The following is a 6892-nucleotide window of genomic DNA, read 5'->3' as shown; positions in this document are numbered from 1 at the left end:
GGTTATGGGCTCTTCGTCGCCGAGGATGAGCTTCCTTATCTCGGGCTTTATCTCCGCCGGCGGCCTTCCGTAGAGACCCTTCACGTAGTTCTTTACCTCCTCCGTTATTCTCTTGTACCTCCCGAAGAGGACGTTTAGAACCGCTTGGGTTCCGACTATCTGGCTCGTTGGGGTGACCAGCGGTGGCCAGCCGAGGTCTTCCCTCACGTGAGGTATCTCCTCAAGAACCTGCCCGAGCTTGTCCAAAGCTTTCATCTCCTTGAGCTGGCTTATCAGGTTGGAGTACATCCCGCCGGGAACCTGGTACTTGAGGACGTAGGGGTTTACCATGAGCGCCTCCTTGTGGAGCATGCTGAAGTACTTCTCCTCAAGGAGGGTTTTGAGGTAGCGGGAAACCTTGTGTATCGTCTCCCTGTCGAGGTGGCTTCCAACGGCCTCCGGAAGGGCGTGCCATATCGTCTGTACACCCGGCTGGGCCGTTCCAAAGGCGAGCGGGCTTATGGCGGTGTCTATGAAGTCCGCTCCAGCCTCAACTGCTTTCATGTAAGTCGCGACAGCCATCCCCGTGGTCGAGTGGGTGTGAACGTTGACCGGAACGCCGTAGGCTTCCTTTATCTCGCTCACCAGCTCGTAGGCCTTCCATGGCGTTAACAGTCCTGCCATGTCCTTTATGGTTATCACATCCACGTCGAGCTTTAGCAGTTCTTCAACCTTCCCCATGTAGTATTCGAGGGTGAAAACCGGGCCGGTTGTGTAGGCTATTGCCCCCTGAACCTCAGCGCCGACTTCTTTTGCTTTTCTTATCGCAACCTCCATGTTCCTGACGTCGTTGAGGGCATCGAAAACCCTGAATATGTCAATCCCGTTCTTGTGGGCAAGCTCCACGAACTTTTCTACAACGTCGTCGGGATAGTGCCTGTAGCCAACGAGGTTCTGGCCACGCAGGAGCATCTGGAGCTTGGTCTTCCTTATGCGCTCCCTCAGCAGGCGGAGCCTCTCCCACGGGTCTTCGTTGAGGTAGCGGATGCAGACGTCGAAGGTAGCGCCTCCCCAGACCTCCATCGAGTAGAAGCCGATCCTGTCCATGTCCTCGGCTACCTTCAGCATGTCCTCAGTTTGAAGGCGGGTCGCTATGAGCGACTGGTGAGCGTCCCTAAAGGTCGTGTCTATAATCTCGACTCTCCCCATATTTCTCACCCCGTTTAAAGGTCTGCAGAAGTTGTATATTTAAATTGCTGGACAGAAATGGGAAAGGTCAGAGGAGGCCCTCCGCCTTGGCTGCCTCCTCCGGGTCCTCGTTCCTGTGGATGACCTTCAGGAGGGCCTTTATGAAGGGCTCCGGGTTCTCGCGCTGGAAGATGTTCCTTCCAACGACCGCTCCGGCTCCCCCAGCCTCGATAACCTCCCAGACGAGCTTTAGAAAGTCAACGGGATTCTCAGTCTTGGCCCCACCGCTGAGCAGGACTGGAACGCCAGCGGCAGCGTCAACGACCTTGGCGAAGGTTTCCCTTGAGCCCGTCCAGTAGGTCTTTATCATGTCGGCCCCGCTCTCAGCTGCGGCGCGAGCTCCGTACATAACGACGCGGTAGTCCTCCTTTTTGCCGTATTTCTCATCTATATAAGGCCCCCTTGGATAGGCGAACTGCACAACCGGGAAGCCCAAATCATGGGCATAACTAGCTATCTCCGCGAATTGGCGCATCATTATGTCCTCCTGCGGGGAGCCCCAGTAGACCGTCGCTGCTATCGCATCTGCACCGAGCTTTACGGCATCTTCAACGTACGCCAGCTGGCTCTGGAGGAGCTGTTCACTCTTCGGGCGGAGGTTAGTCTTGCTCGTGAGCTTTATCATGAGCCCCCTGTCCGGCTTGACCTCATCTCCGGCTATTCTAGCTATTCCGGGGAGCATCATGACGCCGTCTATGCCAGCCCTGACGACCTTCCTCACGATTATCCTCGGGTTAACGTGCTCCCAGACTGGCTCGAAGTCAGTTGGGCCGTGCTCGAAGCCGTGATCCATCGCAAAAATAAGCGCTCTCCCGTCTCTGCGGAAGAACCTCCTAAGCCTTCTCCTAATCCCAACGCTCTGGTATGCATCCATACTAATCACCGTGAGTGATATATCGGTTGGGGATTTAAGGTTTTTCCCGTTAACCGTTTAAAGAAACCCGGTGAGGAGCAGATATGAAGTGGAGAATCATACGCCTCGAAGAAGTTGGCTCGACCAACGACTACGCGAGGGGCATCGCCGAGGAGTCTCCTGAAGGAACTGTTGTGATAGCGAAGCGCCAAACCGCTGGAAGGGGGCGGAAGGGGAGGAAGTGGGCCTCCCCCGAGGGTGGCCTCTGGATGAGCGTAATCTTGAAGCCGGAAAAGACAGACCCGAGGCTCGTCTTCGTTGGGGCTTTGGCAGTGAGGGAGACCCTAGCTGAGTTCGGAATAACGGGCTGGATTAAGTGGCCCAACGACGTCTGGGTCGGGGAAAAGAAGATAGCCGGAATCCTGACCGAGGGGAAGGCCGGGAAGTTCGTGGTTATGGGAATTGGCCTTAACGTAAACAACGAGATACCGGAAGAGCTTAAAGAAAGCGCGACATCGATGAGGGAACTCCTTGGAAGGGAAGTGCCGTTAGAGGAAGTCCTCCCGGTTCTCCTCAAAGCCCTCGAAAGGTGGTACAGAGTCTTTGAGGAAAGCCCCCTGAAAGTTATAGACGAAACAAGAAGGAGGACTTTAATACTTGGAAAATTCGTCAAAGTGATAACTGATGAGGGCGTTGTCTCCGGAATAGCCAGGGACGTTCTGGAGGACGGCTCCCTCCTTCTGGAGACTGAGGAAGGCCCCTTGAAAATACTACACGGCGACGTATCGCTGAGGTTTAGATAATTGTCACAACGACGTAAATTAGCGTCAAAAGGTTAATATTACCTTCTGTTCACAGATAAAGTGCATTGATGCACAGCTATTCGGGGGTGTACCGAAATGGGCAAGAGCCTATGGAGGCGATATCTGGACTACCCAGTCCTCTGGAAAATCCTCTGGGGTCTGATTCTTGGTGCAATCTTCGGCCTGATAGCCGGGCACTACGGCTATGCCGGTGTCGTTAAGACTTACGTAAAGCCCTTCGGTGACCTCTTTGTGCGCCTGTTGAAGATGCTGGTGATGCCGATAGTCCTTGCATCTCTAGTAGTCGGTGCTGCCAGCATAAGCCCCGCAAGGCTTGGAAGGGTTGGCCTCAAGATAGTGCTCTACTACCTCCTAACTTCGGCGATGGCGGTTCTCTTCGGCCTTATAGTGGGCAGGGCCTTCAGGGTCGGCACGGGAATACACCTCGGAACGGGAACGGGAAAGGCAATAGAGGCAAAACCGCCGTCACTCGTCCAGACACTGCTCAACATAGTTCCAACGAACCCATTCGCTTCGCTTGCCAAGGGTGAAGTCCTACCGGTCATATTCTTCGCGATAATCCTTGGAATCGCGATAACGTACCTCATAAACAAGAACGACAAAAGGCTTAAGGAAGCTGGCACGACGCTCCTCAGGTTCTTTGACGGCCTTGCCGAGGCGATGTACATTATAGTTGCGGGGGTTATGCAGTACGCACCAATAGGTGTCTTCGCCCTCATAGCCTACGTTATGGCAGAGCAGGGAGTCAAGGTCATAGGCCCGCTGGCGAAAGTGGTTCTGGCGGTTTACGTCGGTCTAACACTCCAGATTGTCCTGGTCTACTTCGTCCTGCTCAAAATCTTTGGGATAGACCCGATAAAGTTCATCAAGAAGGCCAAGGATGCCATGCTCACAGCCTTCGTCACGAGGAGCTCAAGCGGAACACTGCCGGTAACCATGCGCGTTGCCGAGGAGGAGATGGGCATCGACAAGGGCATCTACTCCTTCACCCTGCCCCTCGGGGCAACGATAAACATGGACGGAACGGCGCTCTACCAGGGTGTGACTGTTCTCTTCGTGGCGAACGCCATAGGCCACCCGCTAACGCTCGGTCAGCAACTCGTTGTCGTCCTTACGGCGGTTCTGGCATCGATAGGAACCGCTGGCGTTCCCGGTGCAGGAGCGATAATGCTCGCGATGGTTCTCCAGAGTGTCGGCCTCAACCTCACCGCAGGAAGCCCGGTGGCTTTGGCTTACGCCATGATTCTTGGAATAGACGCTATACTCGACATGGGAAGGACAATGGTGAACGTCACCGGCGACCTCACGGGAACGACGATAGTTGCAAAGACCGAGGGCGAGCTGGACGAGTCCAAGTGGGTCTAACCCCTTCCAAACTTTTTTGAACCCTTCGGGGAACTATTCTGGGCGATGAAGAGATTCATCCCTCCTGACGGGGACTCGCTCCCCCCGAGATGAAGACGCGGTCCCCCCTCGAGCCCTTTTGGAGGTGAAAGCTTGGAGGTCATAATGCCCGAGCTGGTGCCGGTGGAGATACCTCCCAGCACCGTGATGCTAAAGGGACTTGATTGGGACTCCAACATCTATCTGGTTAGGAGTGGCCGGGAAGCCCTGATAGTGGACACCGGGACGGGGAAGAGAGTCAGGGACTACATCGGACTTTTAGCGGGAGAGGGCTACCTCGATGGCCTCAGGAAAGTGGTGGTATTCAACACCCACGAGCACTTCGACCACATCGGGGGCAACCTGGCCTTCAAAAGCCTCCTTGAAGGCCTTGGAATTAAGGTCTCCTTCGCCGCACACAGGATAGTTGCTGAAGTCATTGAACGGGGCCTCTCAAGGATAATCCTCGACTACGCCTACGGGGAACGCTTTAAGCCCCATGAAGTCCACGCCAAGCTGGAGGACGGGGACGAGCTGAAGGTGGGAAAGCTGAGGCTGAAGGTGGTTCACACGCCCGGACACACCGCCGGGAGTACCTGTCTCTACCTCGACGGGGAGACCAAACTGATGTTCACCGGAGATACGGTCTTCAACGGAACCGTTGGAAGAACCGACCTCCCGACGGGAAGCGGGGAAGAGCTCAGAAAGAGCCTTGAGAGGCTTGCCGGTTTCGAGGTGGACTTTGGTCTCCCGGGCCATGGCTGGGTTATAAAGGACTGGAAGGGGAACCTCAAGAGGGTGATGCCGTGAGGAAGGGCTCAGTCAAGGAGGTTCTCGCGAAGATAAAGTACGATCCGCGGGAGGATGAGGGAAACTACTACATCGTAATCGAGCACAGGGGGAGCTACGGTAACGAAAAGAAAATCCCCGTTGAGATGATAGAGCTGGGACACGGCTACTTCTTCGTCGGGGAGGCCCAGATACCCTACCACCGCATTCTCAGGGTCGTGAGAAGGGATGGGAAAGTTGTGTGGGAGAGCAGGAAGCTAAGGGATTAGCATGAGCTCCGAGGTGAGTAATGCCCACTCCCTTTTCTCAAAGGCATTTGGATTTGCCGTCACTATGATGTATCCCCTGTGAAGCAGGGCACTGTCCTTGAGGTAGAGGACGAAGTCCATGGCCTTTCTGAAGCCGAGTTCGACCGTCAGGTACCCGAGGTTCTCGATGAACACGGCTCCTTTCTGGCCTTTCTCACCGGTCTCTTTGAGAAATGCTGACAGCTCTTTCTTCAGTCTTGGAACCTGAGAGGGCTTCACCGAGCTCTCCCCCTCAACCTTCGTTATCCAGAGGACTTCCATAGCCTTCAGTATCTCCCTGAAGGCACCGCAGGGCCGTTGCCTGAGAAGTGCTTTGACCTTAACACCCGCCTCTGCCAGCTCAAGGACAAAATACCTGGCCTTGAGGTCGTCGGTGAATAGGTAACCTCCGGGTTTCAGAGTCTCCGGAAGGAGGCCCTTCTCCACCAGAGTTCTTAGGAGTTCATAGACCTTTCTCAGCTCTTCGTAATGCTCCTGTTCCATGGCTGCAAGGTTCATTGCCAGCTCCCTAACACGGGCATCCTCCGCCGTTGTGGCAAGAAGTTCGTAGGTCCTCTTGGCGAAGAGCTCGCTCTCCATGCAGTACTCCAGTGCCTCAAAGTAGTCCTCAACACTCTCAAACTTGGGGTAGAACGGATAAACCTCAACGGGAGGAATCTCAACTTTAACGGGCTCTTCTCCGGGGAAAAGCTTTTTAAAGAGTCTTTTGAGAAGGCAGGCGTGCTTCTCGCTCTCCTCGCTCATTCTTCTGAAGACGAGCTTCACGCTGGGCTTCTTTGCCTTCTCGGCCAGCTTCGAGTAGTACTCTACCTCGGCCTCCTCGTTCATTATCGCGTAGCTGAGAAGCTCCTTGGGAGTTGCGACCTTGAGTTTTTCCACAATTTCGTTCATGATTCGGTTCAACTCCGAATCCATCTCTTTTCCCACAAACCTCACCACGCTTAAATATTCGTTCGATATCCGTTTAACAATAAAACGCATCCAAAGTAGAAAAGCTTTTTTATGCAGTATGACACCTTAAAACCCATGATAGACGCGCACGCTCACTTCGAATTTTACAGAAAGGAAGCCCCTCAGATAATAGAAAAGTGCAGGAAAGAGCTGAGGGCGGTGGTTGATTCGATAACCGAATACAGGAAAGCCCACGTCTGGAAGAGCTGGGAGCTCCTCAGGCCATACTTTGGCTTCGTCTTTCCAACGCTTGGCTACCACCCCAACGAGGCAAGGAGGGGGAACTGGGAGAAGGTGAGGAAAGTTGAGGCCTTCATCCTTGAGCACAGGGACGAGATAGTCGCGATAGGTGAGATAGGCCTCGACTACTACCACGCCGAGAACGAGAGGGGGAGGGAAAACCAAAAGGAGATTTTCCAGCATTTTCTCAACCTCGCCATTGAACTGAAACTGCCGGTTGTCATCCACGCGAGGGAGGCCGAAAGAGAAGCCTTCGAGCTCGTCCAGAGGGCAGGTGTGAGTGCATACTTCCACTCCTTCGCCGGGAGCGCTGATTT

At 54.4% G+C, this 6892-nt stretch carries 8 protein-coding genes; 5 read left to right on the top strand and 3 right to left on the bottom strand.

The genetic code is table 11. The features are described from left to right. Both MVC73_RS10835 and fba read right to left on the bottom strand, forming a co-directional pair. The coding region (locus MVC73_RS10835; RefSeq protein WP_297510985.1) for a pyruvate carboxylase subunit B at window positions 1–1188 on the bottom strand (1188 nt) is incomplete at its 3' end. Window positions 1189–1255: 67 nt separating this feature from the next. Further along, window positions 1256–2101: a class I fructose-bisphosphate aldolase gene (gene fba, locus MVC73_RS10830; protein ID WP_297510991.1), complete on the bottom strand. Its 846-nt coding sequence runs from the start codon at window positions 2099–2101 to the stop codon at window positions 1256–1258. Window positions 2102–2184: 83 nt separating this feature from the next. Between fba and MVC73_RS10825 the strand changes: the two genes are divergently transcribed. The 4 genes from MVC73_RS10825 (at window position 2185) to MVC73_RS10810 (ending at window position 5345) form a co-directional block, all read left to right on the top strand. Continuing rightward, the gene (locus MVC73_RS10825; protein ID WP_297510982.1) at window positions 2185–2883 is read left to right on the top strand and encodes a biotin--[acetyl-CoA-carboxylase] ligase; all 699 of its coding nucleotides are present in this window, start codon (window positions 2185–2187) and stop codon (window positions 2881–2883) included. A 96-nt stretch (window positions 2884–2979) separates the two neighbouring features. Further along, entirely contained in the window at window positions 2980–4269 is a 1290-nt protein-coding gene (locus MVC73_RS10820; RefSeq protein ID WP_297510979.1) for a dicarboxylate/amino acid:cation symporter, read from the top strand. A 144-nt stretch (window positions 4270–4413) separates the two neighbouring features. After that, window positions 4414–5097, top strand: coding sequence for an MBL fold metallo-hydrolase (locus MVC73_RS10815; protein WP_297510988.1), 684 nt, complete (start codon window positions 4414–4416; stop codon window positions 5095–5097). After that, entirely contained in the window at window positions 5094–5345 is a 252-nt protein-coding gene (locus MVC73_RS10810; protein ID WP_297510976.1) for a DUF504 domain-containing protein, read from the top strand. Before MVC73_RS10815 ends, MVC73_RS10810 begins: the two co-directional genes overlap by 4 nt. On the opposite strand, the gene MVC73_RS10805 is transcribed toward MVC73_RS10810, so the two are convergent. Further along, window positions 5334–6275 (bottom strand): DUF835 domain-containing protein, encoded by a 942-nt coding sequence (locus MVC73_RS10805; RefSeq protein WP_297510973.1) that lies wholly within the window; start codon window positions 6273–6275, stop codon window positions 5334–5336. The genes MVC73_RS10810 and MVC73_RS10805 overlap by 12 nt on opposite strands. A 135-nt stretch (window positions 6276–6410) precedes the next feature. Between MVC73_RS10805 and MVC73_RS10800 the strand changes: the two genes are divergently transcribed. Beyond that, the coding region (locus MVC73_RS10800) for a TatD family hydrolase (RefSeq protein ID WP_297510970.1) at window positions 6411–6892 on the top strand (482 nt) is incomplete at its 3' end.

It is taken from the genome of Thermococcus sp. (genome assembly GCF_027052235.1).
Classification (GTDB): Archaea; Methanobacteriota_B; Thermococci; order Thermococcales; family Thermococcaceae; genus Thermococcus.
The sequence above is the reverse complement of the archived record's forward strand: the minus strand, read 5'-3'. Positions and strand labels throughout refer to the sequence as shown.

What these genes read in the sequence shown, in the direction of transcription:
- MVC73_RS10820 (WP_297510979.1), top strand. Translation starts at nt 2,980, where the DNA reads ATGGGCAAGAGCCTATGGAGGCGATATCTGGACTACCCAGTCCTCTGG.
- fba (WP_297510991.1), bottom strand. Translation starts at nt 2,101, where the DNA reads ATGGATGCATACCAGAGCGTTGGGATTAGGAGAAGGCTTAGGAGGTTC.
- MVC73_RS10825 (WP_297510982.1), top strand. Translation starts at nt 2,185, where the DNA reads ATGAAGTGGAGAATCATACGCCTCGAAGAAGTTGGCTCGACCAACGAC.
- MVC73_RS10815 (WP_297510988.1), top strand. Translation starts at nt 4,414, where the DNA reads ATGCCCGAGCTGGTGCCGGTGGAGATACCTCCCAGCACCGTGATGCTA.
- MVC73_RS10805 (WP_297510973.1), bottom strand. Translation starts at nt 6,275, where the DNA reads ATGAACGAAATTGTGGAAAAACTCAAGGTCGCAACTCCCAAGGAGCTT.